Annotated in this window: 2 protein-coding genes; both read left to right on the top strand. The window is 70.2% G+C overall.

Annotated features, from left to right (window positions below; genetic code table 11):
• Positions 1–237: 237 nt before the first annotated feature.
• Positions 238–1,473, top strand: coding sequence for a serine/threonine-protein kinase (locus tag ABZU75_RS46135; RefSeq protein WP_355569843.1), 1,236 nt, complete (start codon positions 238–240; stop codon positions 1,471–1,473).
• A 35-nt stretch (positions 1,474–1,508) separates the two neighbouring features.
• The coding region (locus ABZU75_RS46130) for a serine/threonine-protein kinase (protein WP_355569840.1) at positions 1,509–2,678 on the top strand (1,170 nt) is incomplete at its 3' end.

Raw genomic sequence — 2,678 nt, 5'->3', positions numbered from 1 at the left:
CGACGAACTCGACCTCGGGCGCCCACCGACGGCCTACGATGCCGGAAACATGGCCATTACCTGCAGTATCGCAACATACGTCCCGATTATCGGGAGAAGCTGTGGCCCCTTGGCAATTTGCCAGATATCACGCAGCGTTTCTCAACAGTTACGAGCGCGAAAATCTGACCGAAGTTGGCAAGAAGATTCGGCCCGGTCTCTACTGGTCTCATTACGCAAATCGGTAAGCTGCACCACATGCGTGCGCCGCCCGGATACCTTCTTGCAGCGCGCTACCGGCTGTCAGAACCGGTTGGGCGCGGTGGCATGGGCACTGTCTGGCGCGCACATGACGAGTTGCTCAACCGCGAGGTGGCCGTCAAGGAGGTCCGCCTCCCCCTGATCCTCGACGAGGACCTCCGCGCCGAGCTGTGCGCCAGGACCGAACGTGAGGGACGGGCGACCGCGATGGTCGCCCACCCCTCGGTCATCACGGTCTTCGACGTCGTCACCGAGGACGAGCGCCCCTGGATCGTGATGGAGCTGCTCCGTGCCAGATCGCTGGAGCAGCTCCTGCAGGACCACGGCCCGCTGCCGCCACGCCAGGTGGCGGAGATCGGCCGTCAGGTCCTGGGGGCGCTGCGCGCCGTGCACGCCAAGGGGATCCTCCACCGCGACGTGAAGCCCAGCAACGTCCTGGTGACCGACGACCGGGCGGTGCTCACCGACTTCGGCCTGGCCGCGCTGGAAGGCGACGTGTCGATCACCCAGGCGGGCATCGTGCTGGGCTCGGCCGGATACATCGCCCCCGAGCGCGTGCTGGGCGCCAAGGCCAGCCCGTCCGGCGACCTGTGGTCACTCGGCGCGACCCTCTACACCGCCGTCGAGGGCCGCGGCCTGCACGGCCGCCGTACGGCCGCGGCCGCGCTCGCCGCGCTGACCAGTGGCGAGCCGATCCCCATGGAGCGGGCAGGCCCGCTGACGCCGGTGCTGCGGGGCCTCCTCACGATCGACCCGAACTCCCGGCTCGACACCGGACGGGCCTCGCTGATGCTCGCCCGGGTGGCGGCCGGCGGGCTGGTCGAGGATTCCTTCACCATGCCTCCGGCCCGGCCCGACGTCAGGTCCGCACGGCCCGATGTCAGGCCCGCCAGGCGCCCCGACGGCAGGCCGCCCGTGGGCGGGTCCGGCGGGACCCCGGTTCCACCGTTCAGCCGTCGCTCCCAGCACCGCGGGCTGCACCGGTTCGGCTCGGTGCCGACGCCGACGTCGGCGCCGCGGCCCTCGTCTCCCCTGTCGGCCCCGCCGCCGTCCGGACCGATGTCGGCACCGGTGCCCCAGCCTCGGGTACACCGGCGCCCCGGCGAGGGCGTGCACAGAAAGCCGGCGGAGGTTTCGCCGAGCTATCGCCCGTTTGTCCGTTTTATGACACCCCTTATAAGGTTGATGCTCCCGCGTCTTCTCTGGCCGAGGGAACTCCGTAAGCGCGGGTAAAGCGCTTCTCAAGGTGGAATGGCTATCTTCTTCTCATGCCGGAACAGCAGATGCGCGTGCTCGCGGACCGTTACGAGCTGATCGCGCCGCTCGGCCGGGGCACGATGGGCACAGTATGGAAAGCCCGTGACCGTTCCCTCGGCCGTGAAGTCGCGATCAAGGAGATCCGTCAGGAACCCGGCCTCAGCGAGGCGCAACGCGCCGAACTTCGGGAACGGATGATCCGCGAGGGTCGCACGGCCGCCCGCATCAGTCACCCCTCGGTGGCCACGGTCCACGACGCCATCGTCGAGGACGGCAGCCCCTGGATCATCATGGAACTCGTGCAGGCACGCTCCCTGGAGCAGGTGATCGAGGAGGAGGGGCCACTCCCGCCCCGCCTGGTCGCCGAGATCGGGGCCGACCTGCTGGGGGCGCTCCGCGCGGCCCACGCCCAGGGAGTGCTGCACCGCGACGTCAAGCCCGGCAACGTGCTGATCACCGAGAACGGCCGGGTGGTTCTCACCGACTTCGGCATCGCCAAGGCCGAGGGCGACACGAGCCTCACCAAGACCGGCATGGTGATCGGCTCTCCCGGATACACCGCGCCCGAGCGGGCCCGCGGCGAGCACAACGGACCCGAGTCGGACCTGTGGTCCCTCGGCGCCACGCTGTACTTCGCGGTCGAGGGCCGCCCGGCCTACGAGCGGGCCTCGGTGGCGGAGACCCTGGCCGCGCTGATGAGCGAGCAGGTCGACCCGCCGACCCAGGCGGGGCCACTGCGCCCGGTGCTCGAACAGCTGCTGGAGAAGGACCACACGGCGCGGCTGACGGCCGCCCAGGCGGGCGCGATGCTCCGGGCCGTGGCGGACACCCCCTCGCACCTCGCGGACTCCATCCCCGCCGCTCCCGCCCCCGCACCGCCCCCTCCCGCCTCGGAGACACCCGCCGCACCGGACGCGGAGGAGGACGACACCGACGGCTTCGACGCCGACCGCACCATGGTGGTCATCCGCCCCAAGGGCGGCCTGCGCATCCCCGGCGGAACGGCTCCCGTCGCGGAACCTCCCGCCTCCCCTCCCCCCGCCGCGGCCCCCGGCCGCACGACGGCCACGCCCTACCCCGACAGCCAGATCGGAAGAGCGTCGTCAAGGGAAAGAGAGTATATCGAGAGTAGAACTACTCGGTGGTCGCCTTATCAAAAAAATCCGTGCTCGTCGGGGTGC

The organism is Streptosporangium sp. NPDC005286 (assembly GCF_040607515.1).
In the GTDB taxonomy this organism is placed as follows: domain Bacteria; phylum Actinomycetota; class Actinomycetes; order Streptosporangiales; family Streptosporangiaceae; genus Streptosporangium.
This window is presented reverse-complemented; position numbering and strand designations above follow the sequence as displayed.

Bases quoted from the DNA above. Each gene is read 5' to 3' on its own strand.
- ABZU75_RS46135 (WP_355569843.1), top strand. From the start codon at position 238: ATGCGTGCGCCGCCCGGATACCTTCTTGCAGCGCGCTACCGGCTGTCA.